This window comes from Mucilaginibacter sp. P4_E8 (assembly GCF_056401495.1).
In genome coordinates this window covers 1-658 of sequence record NZ_JBFUJG010000443.1, presented here as the reverse complement: position 1 = coordinate 658, position 658 = coordinate 1, and the positions used below count along the sequence as shown (strand labels likewise).

Sequence of the window (658 nt, the reverse complement as noted above, 5' to 3'; positions counted from 1 at the left end):
AGATACAACTTCCAACTTTGCGATAGTACTAAATAGAGTACCCTCAGTTGTTGGATTGAATAAGTTCTTTTCAGCTAATTCAGCAACGTATGCATTGTAAGTATCCTTGCCTATCCAGATTCTAAAATCTTCGGCATCAGTTACTTCAATTGGCATTGAAGCATATACTTTTTGCAATTTTGCAATTACAGTTGTACCAGTTGCACCAGATAGGTTAACATAAGCACCTGTTTTAATTTGTTTAATGAAACCGTTGATTTGTTTTAATGAAGTAGTACCTGTTAAAGTAGTATCACCAAGCCAGACCATTTTCTCTAACTCTAAAGCTGCTTTCTTGCTGTTCAAATCGGCTATATCAGCCATAAATATCATTTCTTCATAATCCTGACCTGATTTCAATTCACCTTTAGCCCATACACGTTCTAAATCACGAGGACAATATTCCTCATTGATTTTCAATCCTTTGATATCTAATTCTGCTTGTGATAAAATCGCACCACCAGTAGCATCGAAACCGCAATCTGAACCATCTTGAATCACTAAATCAGAATCCAATAATTGAATTGTATTTTTACCTTTTGCTGTTGGATCAAATGAACCAAAGTCATTTAATTTTTTAATTGTTTGTGATTCAAGTATTGACTTGATTACAAATGCC

Annotated in this window: 1 protein-coding gene; it reads right to left on the bottom strand. The window is 34.2% G+C overall.

All coding sequences use genetic code 11. The features are described 5' to 3' along the window. On the bottom strand, positions 1 to 658 hold a 658-nt coding region (locus AC1DRQ_RS32010), incomplete at both ends, for a hypothetical protein (protein ID WP_477430268.1).